Origin of the sequence: Rhodanobacter denitrificans, assembly GCF_000230695.2 — a bacterium.
Taxonomy (GTDB): domain Bacteria; phylum Pseudomonadota; class Gammaproteobacteria; order Xanthomonadales; family Rhodanobacteraceae; genus Rhodanobacter; species Rhodanobacter denitrificans.
Genome location: NC_020541.1, coordinates 889920 through 905986 on the forward strand (window position 1 = coordinate 889920; position 16067 = coordinate 905986).

11 protein-coding genes are annotated in these 16067 nt (G+C 68.8%); 10 read left to right on the forward strand and 1 reads right to left on the reverse strand.

Annotated features, from left to right (window positions below; genetic code table 11):
- Nucleotides 1-10: 10 nt before the first annotated feature.
- Nucleotides 11-1330 carry an aminotransferase family protein gene (locus R2APBS1_RS03890; RefSeq protein WP_015446957.1) on the reverse strand — a complete coding sequence of 440 codons (1320 nt, stop codon included), beginning with the start codon at nt 1328-1330 and terminating at the stop codon, nt 11-13.
- A 101-nt stretch (nt 1331-1431) separates the two neighbouring features.
- Between R2APBS1_RS03890 and R2APBS1_RS03895 the strand changes: the two genes are divergently transcribed.
- From R2APBS1_RS03895 to R2APBS1_RS03940, 10 genes are all read left to right on the forward strand, one after another.
- Nucleotides 1432-2250, forward strand: coding sequence for an IclR family transcriptional regulator domain-containing protein (locus R2APBS1_RS03895; protein WP_015446958.1), 819 nt, complete (start codon nt 1432-1434; stop codon nt 2248-2250).
- Nucleotides 2243-3445 (forward strand): 3-oxoadipyl-CoA thiolase, encoded by a 1203-nt coding sequence (gene pcaF / locus R2APBS1_RS03900; protein ID WP_015446959.1) that lies wholly within the window; start codon nt 2243-2245, stop codon nt 3443-3445. The genes R2APBS1_RS03895 and pcaF overlap by 8 nt, the downstream gene beginning before the upstream one ends.
- Nucleotides 3442-4839, forward strand: a complete 1398-nt coding sequence (locus R2APBS1_RS03905) for a M20/M25/M40 family metallo-hydrolase (RefSeq protein WP_015446960.1) — start codon at nt 3442-3444, stop codon at nt 4837-4839. The genes pcaF and R2APBS1_RS03905 overlap by 4 nt, the downstream gene beginning before the upstream one ends.
- A 100-nt stretch (nt 4840-4939) precedes the next feature.
- A complete protein-coding gene (locus tag R2APBS1_RS03910) occupies nt 4940-6979 on the forward strand; it encodes a tetratricopeptide repeat-containing sulfotransferase family protein (protein ID WP_015446961.1) in 2040 nt (679 codons plus the stop codon).
- 29 nt (nt 6980-7008) lie between these two features.
- Nucleotides 7009-9498, forward strand: a complete 2490-nt coding sequence (locus R2APBS1_RS03915) for a TonB-dependent receptor (protein ID WP_015446962.1) — start codon at nt 7009-7011, stop codon at nt 9496-9498.
- Between the two features lie 267 nt (nt 9499-9765).
- On the forward strand, nt 9766-11037 hold the full coding sequence (locus tag R2APBS1_RS03920; RefSeq protein ID WP_015446963.1) for an efflux RND transporter periplasmic adaptor subunit: 1272 nt from the start codon (nt 9766-9768) through the stop codon (nt 11035-11037).
- A 177-nt stretch (nt 11038-11214) separates the two neighbouring features.
- Entirely contained in the window at nt 11215-11931 is a 717-nt protein-coding gene (locus R2APBS1_RS03925; RefSeq protein WP_015446964.1) for an ABC transporter ATP-binding protein, read from the forward strand.
- Between the two features lie 103 nt (nt 11932-12034).
- Complete coding sequence (locus R2APBS1_RS03930; RefSeq protein WP_015446965.1) at nt 12035-13345, forward strand: ABC transporter permease; 1311 nt, start codon at nt 12035-12037, stop codon at nt 13343-13345.
- Between the two features lie 10 nt (nt 13346-13355).
- Nucleotides 13356-14597 carry an ABC transporter permease gene (locus R2APBS1_RS03935; protein ID WP_015446966.1) on the forward strand — a complete coding sequence of 414 codons (1242 nt, stop codon included), beginning with the start codon at nt 13356-13358 and terminating at the stop codon, nt 14595-14597.
- Between the two features lie 135 nt (nt 14598-14732).
- A complete protein-coding gene (locus R2APBS1_RS03940; RefSeq protein ID WP_015446967.1) occupies nt 14733-16046 on the forward strand; it encodes an ABC transporter permease in 1314 nt (437 codons plus the stop codon).
- Nucleotides 16047-16067: the final 21 nt, after the last annotated feature.

Here is a 16067-nt window from a genome sequence, read left to right on the forward strand (position 1 = left end):
CGGCGATTCCTCAGGCAACGGCAGGGAAGAAGTGCGCCAGCAGGCGGTCGAGCAAGCTCAGTGCATCGGCCAGGGCGTGGTTTTCGATCACCAGCGGCGGAGCCAGCAGCAGCAGGTTGCCGCGGCTGGCGAACGACACGCCCTGGGCCATCGCCGCGTCCACCAGCGCGCTCAAGGCCGGCGGCGTCTGCGGCCAGGGTGCCAGCGGTGCCCGGGTGTCGCGGTTTTCGACCAGCTCGACCACCGCGAACAGTCCGTGGCCGCCGCGCACGTCGCCGATCACCGGGTGGTGCGCCTGCAGCGCGCGCAGCTCGGCCAGCATCCATCCGCCCAGGATGCGCGAGCGCGCGATCAGGTCTTCGTCTTCATAGGCACGCAGCGCGGCCAGGCCGGCGGCGCACGACAGCGGGTGGCCGCAATAGGTCAGGCCGGTGTACAGCATCTCGTGCTGCAGGCGTGCGGCGACCGGCGCCGACAACACCACCGCGCCGAGCGGCAGGTGCGCGCCGGTCAGTCCCTTGGCGAGGGTCATCAGGTCGGGCTTGCCCGCATCGCCATGGCGCTGCCAGGCGAACCATTCGCCGCAGCGCCCGAAGCCGCTCATCACTTCGTCCGCGATGAGGTACACCCCGCGTTCGCGGGTCACTTCGCGCAGGCCGGGCCAGTAGCTGTCGGGCGCCACGATGCCGTTGGTGCCAGCGTTGGGTTCCATCAGCACCGCAGCGACCGACGACGCGCCTTGGTGGTCGATCGCCTGCGCCACGGCCGCCACCGCGTGCTCGCCGCAGGCCTGGGCGTCCTCGCTGCCGAACGGGCAGCGGTAGGTATCCGGCGGCGGCACGTGCAGCACGCCGAACGCTTCCGGATCGACCTGCGAGCGCGTGCGCGCGTCGCCGGACAGCGCCATGCAGGCGTAGCTGGCGCCGTGGTAGGAGCGGTCGCGCGTGACGATGTGGCCGCGCGGTTTGCCGCTGGCCTGGCGCGCGAACTTCACCGCGTTCTCGTTGGCATCCGCACCGGCGAGCGTGAAGAACACGCGCCCGCCGTCGAAGCCGGCCTTCTCCAGCAGCGCCTCGGCCAGCTCCGCCCGCGGCTGCGCACCCCACGCCGAGGTGACGAAGCACAACTGCTGCGCCTGCTCGCGGATCGCCGCGACCACCGCCGGATGCTGATGGCCGAGGTTGCTGCATTCGGCCAGGCTGCTCATGTCCAGGATGCGCCTGCCGTCCTCGAGCTCGAGGTACGCGCCGCGGCCGCCGACCACGGTCGGCGCCTGCCATGCCGCCTGCACACACCAGCTGTGCAGGACGCTGTCGCGTTCGTTTGCCACGGGCTATCCCCGGTCCGCTTGTTCGGTAATCGCACAGTAATTCGTATTGCGAACTCATTTGAAAACTTCTACGCTCGGCCTGTCAATGGAAATCGTGGCGCATGGCATCGACACCCTTCGAGGAAAGCGCGGACTACGTACAGTCGCTGGCGCGCGGACTGCGCGTGCTGCGCGCGTTCGACCGTGAGCTCGCCAGTCCCAGCCTGTCCGAATTGGCCGAGCGCACGCAGCTGTCGCGCGCGGTGGTGCGCCGCTCGCTGCTGACCCTGCAGCACCTGGGCTATGTCGGCAGCCGCGGGCGGAGTTTCTTCCTGACCCCGCGCGTGCTGGAGCTGGGCTACAGCTACCTCACCTCGCTGGACCTGACCGAGCTGGCACAGCAGAGCCTGGAGCAGCTGTCGCAGCGGGTGGGCGAGTCGTGCTCGATGGCGGTGCTGGACGGCAGCGACATCGTCTACGTGCTGCGCGTGCCGGTGCGCCGGGTGATGAGCATGGCGCTGGGCGTGGGTGCGCGGCTGCCCGCGTTCGCCGCCTCGATGGGGCGGGTGATCCTGGCCGACCTGCCCGAGGCCGAGCTGGCGGCGTGGCTGCGTGGTCAGAAATTCCGTGCCTACACGCCGCAGACGATCCGCACCGCCAGCGCGCTGAAGGCCGAGCTGCAGCGGGTGCGCCAGCAGGGTTATGCGCTGACCTCGCGCGAGCTGGAGCCGGGGCTGTGCTCGATCGCGGTGCCGATCCGCGCCGGCGACGGCCGCGTGGTGGCCGCGCTGAACATCGGCATGCCGTACAGCGACGAAGCGCCGGCGCGCGCGGTCAAGCAGATGTTGCCGGCGCTGCACGAGGCGCAGCACGCGATCGAACAGGCGATCCGGCACCGGGGCTGGCTGCCGCACATGGCGATGAGGAGCGCTTATGACTAGCGCCTGGCTGGTCGATGCGACGCGTACGCCGTTCGGCCGCCTCGGCGGCGCGCTGGCCGGCGTGCGCGCCGACGACCTGGCCGCGCTGCCGATCGCGGCGCTGATGGCGCGTCATCCCACCTTGGACTGGGCCGCGCTGGACGAGGTGATCCTCGGCTGCGCCAACCAGGCCGGCGAGGACAACCGCAACGTGGCGCGCATGGCGACGCTGCTGGCCGGCTTGCCGCAAAGCGTGCCGGCGGTCACCGTCAACCGGCTGTGCGCGTCGGGGCTGGAGGCGATCGGCCAGGCCGCGCGCGCGATCGCCTGCGGCGAGGCCGAGCTGGTCGTCGCCGGCGGCGTCGAGAGCATGTCGCGCGCGCCCTACGTGCTGGCCAAGGCCGACGTTGCCTACGCCCGCGGGCAGCAGCTCGAGGACACCACGCTGGGCTGGCGCCTGGTCAATCCGCGCATGCAGGCCGGCTACGGCATCGACTCGATGACGCAGACCGCCGAGAACCTCGCGCGCGAGCACGGCATCGACCGCGACAGCCAGGATGCCTATGCCCTGCGCAGCCAGCAGCGCACCGCGCACGCGCAGGCACAGGGCTGGCTGGCGGAGGAAATCACCGCCGTGCATGCGCCGCACGGGAAGGAGTCGCTCGTCGTGCAGGTCGACGAGCATCCGCGCGCCGACACCACGGCGGCGAAGCTGGCCGCGCTCAAGCCGCTGCTCGGTGCCGGCAGCAGCATCACCGCCGGCAATGCGTCGGGTCTCAACGACGGCGCCGCCGCCGTGCTGCTGGCCTCGGAGGCGGCGCTCGCGCGATACGGCCTGCAGCCGCTGGCGCGCATCGTCGGCATGGCCGCGGCCGGCGTGGCGCCGCGGGTGATGGGCATCGGCCCGGTGCCGGCGATCCACAAGCTGCTGGCGCGCACCGGCCTCGGCGCGTCAGACTTCGACCGCATCGAGATCAACGAAGCGTTCGCCGCGCAGGTGCTCGCCTGCACGCGCTCGCTCGGCCTGCCCGACGATGCCGAACACGTCAACGCCAACGGCGGCGCGATCGCGCTCGGCCACCCGCTCGGCGCCAGCGGCGCGCGCCTGGCGCTGACCGCGGCGTTCGCGCTGCGTCGCCACCGCCAGCACCGCGCACTGGTCAGCCTGTGCGTCGGCGTCGGCCAGGGGCTGGCCCTGGCACTGGAGCGTCCATGAACCGGAACCTCGTCCTGTCCGCCCTGATCGCCACGGCGGCGCTGCTGCCGCTGGCCGGCCGCGCCGCCGATACCGCGCCGCAGGCCGACCGTGCGCTGGGCCGCGAACTGCTCGCCGAACTGATTGCCGTCGACACCACCTCCGAACACGGCGGCACTACGCTCGCCGCGGAAAAGCTTGCCCGGCGCTTCCTCGACGCCGGCTTCGCGCCGGCGGACGTGCAGGTGGTCGGCGACGACCCGCGCCGGCGCAACCTGGTGGTGCGCCTGCGCGGCCGCGGCGAGCGCGAGCCGATCCTGCTGCTCGCGCACCTCGACGTGGTGGAAGCGCGGCGCGCGGACTGGCACGTCGACCCGTTCGCGCTGACCGAGCGCGACGGCTACTTCTACGGTCGCGGCACCATGGACATCAAGGGCGCCGGCGCCGGCCTGGTCGAGACGCTGCTGCGCCTGCACCGCGAAGGCTTCGTGCCGAGGGGCGACTACCTCCTCGCGCTCACCGCCGGCGAGGAAGACGGCGTCGCCAACGGCGTGCAGTGGCTGCTGGCGCATCGGCCCGAGCTGATCCGTTCCGCCTACTCGATCAACGTCGACGGCGGCGGGCCGGAGATCCGCGGCGGCAAGCCGGCGGTGCTGTCGGTGGAGACCGCGGAAAAAGTCTTCCTGAGCTACACCCTCACCGTGCGCAACCCCGGCGGGCACAGCTCGCTGCCGACGCCCGACAACGCGATCTATCGGCTTGCGCAGGCGCTGGAGCGGCTGGCGTCGCTGCGCTTCCCGCTGCGCAGCAACGCGGCCACGCGCGGCTACTACGCGACGCTGGCCAGGGACTATTCGGGCGCGCTCGCCGCCGACATGCGCGCGGTGGCCCGCACGCCGTCCGATCCCGCGGCGCTGGCGCGGCTGGCGGCGTCCTCCGTCTACAACAACGCGCAGCTGCGCACGACCTGCGTGCCGACGCTGCTGCAGGGCGGGCAGGCCGAGAACGCCTTGCCGCAGGTCGCGCGGGCCACGATCAACTGCCGCCTGCTGCCGGACGAGGATCCGGACCGCGTGGATGCGGCGCTGCGCCAGGCCGTGGCCGACCCCGGCGTCGAGATCGCCCGCATCGCGCCGCCGCAGCCCAGCCCGCCCAGTCCGGTGGACGAGGCGCTGTTCGCGCGGATCGCCAAGGTGGCGCAAGAGCTGTGGGGACCGATGCCGGTGACGCCGTACATGTCCGCCGGCGCTTCCGACAGCGTGTTCCTGCGCGCGGCGGGGATGCCATCCTATGTCTTCAACGGCATCGCCTACGACGTCGACGACGATCGTTCGCACGGCCAGGACGAACGCATCCTGGTCGATGCCTACTACCGCTCGCTGGAATTTGACTATAGATTGTTAAAGAAGCTTTAAGGAGCCGCTGTCTCCTCATGCAACACGCCGCATTCCTCTTCCCGCACTGCCCGCCCGCCGCCGCGGGCCGGGCCGCCGTGCCGCCACCGGCGTGCCGGCCATGACGAACGCGACCGCCATCGGCACGCTGGAGCAGGCGCTGGCCCATGCGGAGCGCCTGCTGCAGAGCGCTCCGGCCCTGGCCGGCGAACAGGCGGCGGAGATCCTCAAGGTGGCCACGAACCACCCCGCCGCGCTGCGGTTGCTGGCGGCGGCGCGGATCGGGCAGGGCGATACGCAAGGCGCGCTCGAGATCCTCGAGCCGCTGGCCCGGAGCCAGCCGAACTGGGCGCTCGCCCAGCTCGACCTCGGCCTGGCGCTGGGCCATGACGGGCGCGGCCAGCAGGCGATCGACGCGCTGCGCCGCGCGGTGGCGCTGAAGCCCGGGCTGCCGCAGGCCTGGCGCGCGCTCGGCGACCACCTCATGGCTGCCGGCGAGCAGGAGGCCGCCGACGCCGCCTACGCCAACCACGTGCGCCATTCCACCAGCGACCCGCAGCTGCTGGCCGCCGCCGTCGCGCTGGTCGAGAACCGCATTCCCGAGGTCGAGGCGCTGCTGCGCGAACACCTGAAGCAGGCGCCGACCGACGTGGCGGCGATCCGCATGTTCGCCGAGGTCGCCGCCCGGCTGGGCCGCAACGAGGACGCGCTGCACCTGCTCGAGCGCTGCCTGGAGCTGGCGCCCGGTTTCGATGCCGCGCGCCAGAACTACGCCCAGGTCCTGCATCGCAGCAACCGGCCGGAGCAGGCGCTGGCGCAGATCGAGCGCCTGCTGGCGACGGCGCCGACCCATCCCGGCTACCGCAACCTCAAGGCGGTGGTGCTGTGCCGGGTCGGCGACTACGAGCCGGCGATTGCCATCTACGCCGAGCTGCTGGAGCAGTACCCGGACAACCCGAAGGTGTGGATGAGCTACGGCCACGCGCTGAAGACCGCCGGCCACGCCGGGCGTGCGATCGACGCCTACCGCCGCAGCCTGGCGCTGGAGCCGTCCTTCGGCGAAGTCTGGTGGAGCCTGGCCAACCTCAAGACCTTCCGCTTCGGCGCCGACGATCTCGCCACGATGCGCCGCCAGCTGGCGCGCGCCGATCTGGCTGAGGACGACCGCCTGCACCTGGAGTTCGCCGTCGGCAAGGCGCTGGAGGACGCCGGCGAGTACGAACCCTCGTTCCGGCACTACGCGCAGGGCAACGCGATCCGTCGCGCCCAGCTGCACTACAGTGCCGACGAGACCGGCGCGCGCGTGCGGCACATCCGCCAGCGCTACACCCGCGGATTCTTCGCCGCGCGCGCGGGTTGCGGCAGCCCGGCGCGCGACCCGATCTTCGTGGTCGGCCTGCCGCGCTCCGGTTCCACCCTGATCGAGCAGATCCTGGCCAGCCACAGCCAGGTCGAAGGCACCATGGAGCTGCCCGAGGTCACCTCGATCACGCGCCTGCTGCGCGAGCGCGCCGGCGCCGACGGCGAGATGCCCTACCACGACGCGCTGGCGGCGCTGGACGCCGGCGCGCTGCGCGAGCTGGGCGAGCGCTACCTCGACAACACCCGCATCCAGCGCAAGACCGCCGCGCCGTTGTTCATCGACAAGATGCCGAACAACTTCATGCACGTCGGGCTGATCCACCTGATGCTGCCGAACGCGACCATCATCGATGCGCGGCGGCACCCGCTGGCCTGCTGCTTCTCGGGCTTCAAGCAGCACTTCGCGCGCGGGCAGGGCTTCAGCTACAGCCTCGAGGACCTGGGCCGCTACTACCGCGACTACGTCGCGCTGATGGCGCATTTCGACGCAGTGCTGCCTGGTCGCATCCACCGCGTCTTCTACGAACGCATGGTCGAGGACACCGAGGGGGAGATTCGGCGCCTGCTCGACCATTGCGGCCTGCCGTTCGAGGAATCGTGCCTGCGGTTCTTCCAGAACGAGCGACCCGTCCGCACCGCGAGTTCGGAACAGGTGCGCCGGCCGATCTACCGCGAAGGGGTGGATCACTGGCAAAACTACGCACCATGGCTGGTGCCTTTGGAATCGACACTGGGGCAGGTGTTGCAGCGATACCCCGAGGTGCCGGGATTTGAATCCGATGTGGCAGTTTCCGATTGATCGTCATCAACACTTAGAGAGGGGAGCCAATGTACAGGATTAGGGGTAGACAACCAGCACCAACACGGCGGACGAGCTTGAACCGCCTGCCGCTCGCCGCGGCGATCTGCTTCGCCATGAGCTCGGCGGCGTTCGCGCAGGACGCCGGCCAGACCCAGCCGCCGGCCCAGGCGCCGGCCGCGGGACAGAAGGTGGCGACGCTGAGCACGGTGACCGTGACTGCGCAAAAGCGTACCGAGAACCTGCAGAAGGTGCCGATCAGCATCCAGGTGCTGGGCTCGGAGAAGATCGACCAGCTGCACATCGCCAACTTCGACGACTACGTGAAGTACCTGCCCAGCGTGTCCTACCAGAGCGCAGGCCCGGGTTTTTCCGAGATCTACATGCGTGGCGTGGCCAGCGGCGGTGACGGCAACCATTCCGGTTCGCGGCCGAGCGTCGGCGTGTACCTCGACGAGCAGCCGGTCACCACGGTCACCGGTCCGCTCGACATCCACATGTACGACATCGCCCGTGTCGAGGTGCTGGCCGGGCCGCAGGGCACCCTGTACGGCGCCAGCGCGCAGTCCGGCGCCTTGCGCATCATCACCAACAAGCCCGACGCCAGCGGCTTCGCCGCCAGCTACAGCGCCGGCATCGACTCGGTCGCCCACGGCGGCATCGGGCACGTGGTCGAGGGGATGGTCAACCTGCCGATCTCGAAAAACGCAGCGATCCGCCTCGTCGGCTGGCATGAGCATGACGCCGGCTATATCGACAACAAGGAAGGCACGCGCACTTTCCCGGTATCCGGCATCACCGTCAGCAACGCCAGGAACTGCACGGCGTCGAGCCTGCTGGTCTGCATGCCCGCGGCCAAGAAGAACTACAACGGCAACGACATCGACGGTGCACGCGCGGCGCTGAAGGTCGACCTGAATGACGACTGGTCGATCAACGGGACGTTGATGGGGCAGAACACGGTGGCGCACGGCAACATGGCCACCGATCCGGCGATCGGCGACCTCGCCGTGACCCACTTCTACCCGGAGCGCACTTCCGACCGCTGGTGGCAGGCGGCGCTGACGCTGCAGGGCAAGATCGGCAACTTCGACCTGACCTATGCGTATGCGCACCTCAAGCGGATCCAGGTCGAGCACAACGACTACAGCGACTATTCGTTCTGGTACGACCAGCTGCCCTACGCGTACGGCAACTACATCTCCGACAACAACGGCGCGCTGATCAATCCGTCGCAGTACATCATCGGCAAGGACCGTTACGCCATGGACAGCCATGAGCTGCGCCTGGCGTCGCCGAAGGAGGATCGCCTGCGCGTGGTCGGCGGCGTGTTCTGGGAACGCTCGGTGCACGACATCGAACAGCGCTACATGATCAACGGGTTCGCGGACTCGCTCACCGTGCCGGGCTGGCCGAACACCATCTGGCTGACCGAACAGGTGCGCACCGATCGCGACGAGGCAGTGTTCGGCGAACTGTCCTACGACTTCATCCCCGACACGCTCACCGGCACCATCGGCGGGCGCTACTTCCGCGCCAACAACAGCCTGGGCGGCTTCTACGGTTTCAGCGCCGGCTACTTTCCCGGCTCCAGCTACGGCGTGGCCGGCTGCATCTCGCCACAGCCGTACCGCGGCGCACCGTGCCTGGACTTCGACAAGAACGTGAAGGAAACCGGCTCGCTCGGCAAGGTCAACCTGACCTGGAACATCACGCCGACCAAGATGGTCTATGTCACGCGGTCCGAGGGCTATCGTCCCGGCGGCCTGAACCGCCGCGGCTCGCTGCCGCCGTACAAGTCGGACTACCTGACCAACTACGAGTTCGGCTGGAAGACCACCTGGCTCGACAACCGGTTGTCGTTCAACGGCTCGGTGTTCCAGCAGGACTGGAAGGACTTCCAGTTCAGCATCCTCGGCGCCAACGGCCTGACCGAGATCAAGAACGCCAACCAGGCGCGCATCCGGGGCCTGGAAACGGAGTTGAACTGGGCCGCCACCTACAACCTGCAACTCAGTGCCGGCGCCGCCTTCTACGATGCCAAGCTGACCGCGACCTACTGCGGCTTCACCGACGCCAACGGCACGCCGGTCACCGATTGCCCCGGTGCGGAGCTGGCGCCGAAGGGCACCCAGTTGCCGGTGACGCCGAAGTTCAAGGGCAACCTGGTGGCGCGCTACACCTTCGACCTCGGTGAAAACGAGGCCTACCTGCAAGGTGCGGTGGTGCATGTGGGCGAGCGCAAGTCGGACCTGCGCCTGCTCGAGAACGGCCTGACCGGCAACCTGGCCGCGTACACGACCATGGATGTCTCCGCCGGCTTCCACAAGGGCGGCTGGACGGTGGACATGTACATCAACAACCTGTTCGACAAGCGCGCGCAACTCTACAAGTACGCCGAGTGCGCCGAGGCGGTTTGCGCTGCCCACGGCGTGGTGGCGCAGTATCCCAACGGGCAGGTGTACACCGTCACCAACCAGCCGCGCACCATCGGCTTGCGCTTCACGCAGGAGTTCTAGGCCGGCGAGCTGCCCGCCCGCACGGCGCATGGATGTCCGCGAAAGGCCCCGGTGCGAACCGGGGCCTTTCGCGTTTCAGGGCGGCGTCCGCGGCTGGCCGGCGCGTGTTCGTCCGGTTGTCCGTGCGGTGTCCGCGGACACTCCGGCGGCGCCGTCGGAACCGATCAAGCCGTTGCAGGACAAGCGTTTGCGGCGCCGTGGCCGAGTGGCACGTGGATTGCAACGACCGCTGTGCAACCGCGCTGTACGCGGTCAGGAACGGCATCGATGATCCGCGACACTTCCGCACAGGACCGACTGGTCGAAGTCAAACCCAACCGCAAGCGCCAGCTGATCCTGCTCGGCGCCGGTGCGCTCGTGCTGGCATTGCTGGCCTGGCTGGCGCCTGGCGTCGGCCGGCTGTTCTCGGCGTCCGCCTCGGTCAGCAGTTCGCGGCTGGCCTTCGCCACCGTCGAGCGCGGCCCGTTCGTGCGCGACATCGCCGCCGAGGGCAAGGTGGTGGCGGCGGTCAGCCCCACCCTGTACGCCACCTCCGGCGGCGCGGTGACGCTGAAGGTGCATGCCGGCGATACGGTGAAGGTGGGCCAGGTGCTGGCCACCATCGTCAGCCCGGAGCTCACCAACAAGCTGGCGCAGGAACAGAGCAACGCCGACGCGATGGAAGTGGAATACCGGCGCGCGCAGATCGATGCGCGCAAGCAGCGTTCCGCGCTGCAGGAAACCTACGACAACGCCGTCATCGACCAGACCACCGCCGAGCGCAACCTCGACCGCTACCAGAAGGCGTTCGCCAAGGGCGCGGTGTCCAACATGGACGTGGACAAGGCCAAGGACGCGCTGGACAAGGCGAAGATCGCCACCACGCATGCCAGGGCCAACCTCGGCCTGGACAACGACAGCCTCAACTTCGACATCCAGTCGAAGAAGCTCGCGCACGAGCGCCAGCTGCTGCTGGTCAAGGACCTGCAGCGCCAGGTCGACGACCTCAACGTGAAGTCGCCGGTGGACGGCCAGGTCGGCCAGCTGTTCATCGCCGAGCGCGCCACCGTGGCCAAGGACGCGCAGCTGCTCAGCGTGATCGACCTGTCCGCGCTGCAGGTGGAGATGCAGGTGCCGGAAAGCTTCGCCCGCGACCTCGGCATCGGCATGGCCGGCGAGATCAGCGGCAACGGCCACACCTGGAAGGGCCTGGTCAGCGCGATCTCGCCCGAGGTGGTCAACGGCCAGGTCGCCGCGCGGCTGCGCTTCGAGGGCGACACGCCGAAGCAGCTGCGGCAGAACCAGCGCCTGTCGGTGCGCGTGCTGCTGGACAAGCGCGACAACGTGCTGACCGTGCAGCGCGGCTCCTTCGTCGACGAATCCGGCGGCAGCTACGCCTACCTCGTGAAGGACGGCATCGCCAGCAAGACCCCGATCCGCGTCGGCGTCTCCAGCATCGACAAGGTGGAGATCCTCGACGGCCTGAAGGAAGGCGACCGCATCGTGATCTCCGGCACCGACAGCTTCAAGGGCGCGGCCACGGTCGCGATCAGCAATTGACGAACTTCCTTCTCCCCCCGGGAGAAGGTGCCCGAAGGGCGGATGAGGGTACGGGGCTTGCGCAGACTTTCTCGCGATAACCGAACCCTCTCCCCAACCCCTCTCTCCCACAAGGGGACTTCCTTCGGTCGCCGATGGGAGAGGGGCTCAAGATCACCACCACCAAAGGACGCAACCATGCTGAAGATGACCCACCTGTCCAAGGTCTACCGCACCGAAGTGGTGGAGACCTATGCGCTGCGCGATTTCAACATCGATGTGAAGGAAGGCGAGTTCGTCGCCGTCACCGGCCCGTCCGGCTCCGGCAAGACCACCTTCCTGACCATCGCCGGCTTGCTGGAAACTTTCTCGGGCGGCGAGTACCACCTGGACGGCATCGAGGTGAGCAACCTCAACGACAACGCCCGCTCGAAGATCCGCAACGAGAAGATCGGCTTCATCTTCCAGGCGTTCAACCTGATCCCCGACCTCAACGTGTTCGACAACATCGAGGTGCCGCTGCGCTACCGCGGCATGAAGGCGGCCGAGCGCAAGCAGCGCATCATGGACTCGCTGGAGCGCGTCGGCCTGGCCTCGCGCGCCAAGCACTACCCGGCCGAACTCTCCGGCGGCCAGCAGCAGCGCGTGGCGATCGCCCGCGCGCTGGCCGGCTCGCCGCGCCTGCTGCTGGCGGACGAACCGACCGGCAACCTGGACACCCAGATGGCGCGCGGCGTGATGGAGCTGCTGGAGGACATCCACCGCGAAGGCGCCACCATCGTGATGGTCACGCACGACCCGGAGCTGGCTGCGCGCGCCCAGCGCAACGTGCACATCATCGACGGCCAGGTGGTCGACCTGTCCGAGGATCCGCGCTTCCACACCGTGCATGCCGCCGAAGAAGCCCATGGCTGAGTGGCGGGGATCCGGGATTCGGAACGGGTGACCGGCCGAGGCACGAACCCGCGCGACCGCCACCTTTTCCGAATCCTGCATCCCGCATCACCGGAACCAGAACATGCTCGCCTACTACTTCCAACTTGGCCTGCTCAGCTTGCGCCGCAATCCGGCGCTGACCGCGCTGATGGTGATGGCGATCGGCTTTGGCGTGGCGGCGTCGATGATCACCTGGTCCGTGTTCCGCGCCGTGTCGGGCAACCCGATTCCGGGCAAGTCCGCGCAGCTGTTCACGCCGCAGGTCGACGGCTGGGGGCCGCAGCAGAATCTCGACGGCGAGCCGGCGGAAGCGTTGGCCTATACCGACGCGATCGCGCTGATGCAGGCGCACCAGGCAAAGCGGCAGACCCTGCTGTATCCGGTGCAGCTGTCGGTGATGCCGGGCGGCCAACGCGATCTCCCCTTGAACGTCAACGGCTACGCCGTCACCGCCGATTTCTTCAGCATGTTCGAGGTGCCGTTCCGCTACGGCAGCGGCTGGAGCGTGCGGGACGACGCCGCGCGGGCCAGCGACGTGGTCATCAGCAGCGAGCTCAACCAGAAGCTGTTCGGTGGCGCCGACAGCGTGGGGCGCACGCTCGGCCTGGGCGGCCATGATTACCGTATCGTGGGCGTCGCCAGCCACTGGAACCCGCGTCCACGTTTCTACGACCTGTTCAGCACCAGCGGCTTTGCCGACGAGCCGGACATCTACATGGTGTTCAACCGTGCGCTGGATCTGCATATGTACACCAATGGCCGCAACAGTTGCCGCGGCCAGCTCAGCTTCACCAACTGGACTGACTACACGCAGAGCAACTGCGTGTGGATCACGCCGTGGGTGGAACTGGACAGCCCCGCCGAGGTCGCCAGCTATCGCAGCTTCCTCGCCAACCATGCCGCCGACCAGCAGCGCGCGGGCCGCTTCAACTGGGCAGCCAACGTGCGCCTGCGCGATGTGATGCAGTGGCTCGATCACGAGCACGTGGTGCCGCCGGAAAGCCGCATCGCGCTGGCGGTGGCGCTGGGCTTCTTCCTGATCTGCCTGGTCAACACCATCGGCCTGTTGCTGGCGAAGTTCATGCGCCGCGCCGGCGAGATCGGCGTGCGCCGCGCCCTGGGCGCGACGCGGGGCGAGATCTACGCGCAGTACCTGGTCGAGGCCGGCACGGTGGGCCTGGCCGGCGGCGTGCTCGGTCTGCTGCTCACCGCGCTGGGCGTGTCCGGCGTGGGCATCCTGTTCCAGCCGGAGATCGCCAGGCTGGCGCGGCTCGACGTCTCGCTGGTGGGCCTGACCTTCGTCGTGGCGATCCTCGCCACCGTACTGGCGGCGTTCTACCCGGCGTGGCGCGCGGCGCACGTGCAACCCGCCTGGCAGTTGAAGTCGAGCTGAGGAGAACGCCATGCATATCCAGATCAGGCCTGTCATCACCGCGTTGCGCCGGCACAAGGCGGGCACCTTGCTGATCGCGCTGCAGATCGCGCTGACCCTGGCCATCGTCTGCAACGCGCTGTTCATCATCCACCAGCGACTGGCCAACCTGTCCGCAACCAGTGGCGTGGACGAGGCCAACGTGTTCGTCATCGCCAACATGTGGGCCGACCTCGGCCAGCCAACCGAGCGCATCGACGTGCAGGTGCGTGCCGACCTGCTCGCGCTGCGGCAACTGCCGGCCGTGCGCGATGCCGCGCCCGCCAGCGGTTACCCGCTGCGCGGCGGTGGCTGGGACAACTTCGTCACCATGACGCCCGAGCAGACCAAGCCGACCACCGATGCGGCGGTGTACACCGGCGACGAGCATTTCATCGACACGCTGGGCCTGAGGCTCGTCGCGGGACGCAATTTCCGCCCTGACGAGGTGATGGTGATGGGCACCCAGCAGGCCATCACCCCGCCGACGGTGATCGTGAGCAAGGTGCTGGCCGACCGTTTGTTCCCCGATGGCAACGCGCTGGGCAAGAGCTTCTACGCGATGGGCGCCACGCCGAGCACCATCGTCGGCATCGTCGATCCGCTGCACCGGCAGGGCGTGGACCAATGGAGCAACGGCTATGCCGGGCAGGCGCTGATCTGGCCGATGCGGGCGGATGATTCGCGCGGCATCTACTACATCGTGCGGGCCAAGCCCGGCCAACTTGCCGACGCCATGCGCGAGGCGCCCAAGGCGCTGTATGCGCAAAGCCGCCTGCGCATCATCGAACCCAAGGACGGCATCCAGGACTACGCCGCCATCCGTCACAAGGTGTACGACCGCGACCGCGGCATGGCGATCCTGATGAGCGTCATCAGCGTGGTGCTGCTGGCGATCACCGCCGCCGGCATCGTCGGCCTCACCAGCTTCTGGGTCGGCCAGCGGCGCAAGCAGATCGGCGTGCGCCGCGCGCTGGGCGCCAGGCAGTGCGACATCCTCGCCTACTTCCTCACCGAGAACTTCCTGATCAGTGCGACCGGCGTGCTGCTGGGCGCCGTGCTGGCGATCGCCTTCAACCTGTGGACGGTGACCCGTTTCGAGATGAGCCACATGTCGATGGCCTACGTGGGCATCGGCGTGGTGGTGTTGCTGTTGCTCGGCCAGGCGGCGGTGCTCGCGCCGGCGCTGCGCGCCTCGCGCGTGTCGCCGGTGGAGGCGACGCGTTCGGTGTGACGTTCTTTTCTCCCTCCCCTGCAAAGCAGGGGAGGGCTGGGGAGGGGTGCTTTTGATCTTGACGTCAAAAGCTTTACCCCCTCCCGACCTCCCCCTGCTCTGCAGGGGGAGGAGACAAAACCTGGAGCATTTGGAATGTTCAGCTACTACCTCGAATTGGCCTTGCGCAGCCTGAGGCGCAGTCCCGGCCTGACCGCGCTGATGGTGCTGGCGATCGGCTTCGGCGTGGCCGCGTCGATGACCAGCTGGTCGGTGTTCCGCGCGGTGTCGGGCGACCCGATCCCGTGGAAGTCGTCGCGGCTGTTCGTGCCGCAGATCGACAACTGGGGGCCGAACGGGCGCAGCTCCGACGGCGAGCCGCCGAACGCGATGGACTACGCCGACGCGATGGCGCTGATGCGCGACCATCGCGCCAAGCGGCAGTCGGCGATGTACCAGATCTCGCCGTCGGTGGTGCCGGCGCAGGCCGGCAAGCATCCGCTCAACGTCAGCGGCCACGCGGTCTACGGCGAGTTCTTCCCGATGCTGGACGTACCGTTCAAGTACGGCAGCGGCTGGAGCGCGAGCGACGACGGGGGCCGTGCGCAGGTCGTGGTGATCAGCAGCAAGCTCAACCAGAAGCTGTTCGGCGGGGAGAGCAGCGTGGGCCGCAGCGTCAACATCGAGGGCAAGGATTACCGCGTGGTCGGCGTGCTGGAGGAGTGGAACCCGCAGCCGCGCTTCTACGACGTGGTCAACACCGGCGGCTTCTCCGTCAATGGCGACGACGTGTTCCTGCCGTTCCTCACCGCCATCCAGGCGGGCCTGTCGAACGACGGCAACACCAATTGCAATGCGGTGCCGAAGGAGTCGGGCTTCGTCGGCCTGCAGCATTCGGAGTGCGTGTGGATAGCCTTCATGGCCGAGCTGGACGCCGGCGCGGAAGCCGCCTACCGCGATTACCTGGAGGGCTACGCGCGCGACCAGCAGCGGGCCGGGCGCTTCGCCTGGGCGCCGAACGGCCGCCTGCGCGACCTGCGCGCGTGGCTGGACAACCAGCATGTGGTGCCCAGCGACACCAAGGTCTCGCTGCTGGTGGCGCTGGGCCTGTTGCTGGTGTGCCTGGTGAACACGGTGGGCCTGCTGCTGGCGAAGTTCCTGCGCCGCAGCAGCGAGATCGGCGTGCGCCGCGCGTTGGGCGCGCCGCGTGCGGCGATCTACGCGCAGTTCATCACCGAGGCCGGCATCGTCGGCCTCGCCGGCGGCGTGCTCGGTCTGCTGCTCACCGGGGTCGGCGTGGCCAGCGTGGGTTGGGTGCTGCCCAGGGACATCGCCGCGTTGGCGCGGGTGGATGTGTCGCTGCTGCTGCTTACCTTGCTGGTGGCGGTGGTCGCCACGGTGGTTGCCGGTCTGTATCCCACCTTCCGCGCCTCGCGGGTGCAGCCTGCGTGGCAGCTGAAGAGCAATTAGTGCGCTGTCCCTGCGCGTGAA